The 305-nt window shown below is 59.0% G+C and carries 1 pseudogene; it reads right to left on the bottom strand.

Annotated features, from left to right (window positions below):
- A pseudogene (locus ACODSL_RS20075) lies at positions 1-235 on the bottom strand (IS6 family transposase); the annotation flags it as partial.
- Positions 236-305: the final 70 nt, after the last annotated feature.

Genomic DNA, 305 nt, shown 5'->3' on the forward strand with positions numbered 1-305 from the left:
TTTCATCGAGATGCCAACGCGGCGATGGCGCCGGCCGTAGCTTCTTCAGCCGCCTCGCGAACTGCGGTCCGAACTTCTTGGTCCAGCATCGAATGGTCTCGTAGCTGACCTCGATCCCACGCTCGGCCAGCATCTCCTCCACGTCGCGAAGACTCAGGGTGAACCTGAAATACAGCCATACCGCATGTCGGATGACGTCGGCTGGAAACCGATGCCGCTTGAATGAAACGCCCATCCAACCCCTTCTCCACAATGACCTGGCGGGGTCAAAAGTGGAGACGAGTGCGCGTTAGACTGACAGCACC

The organism is Caulobacter sp. FG121, assembly GCF_057809815.1.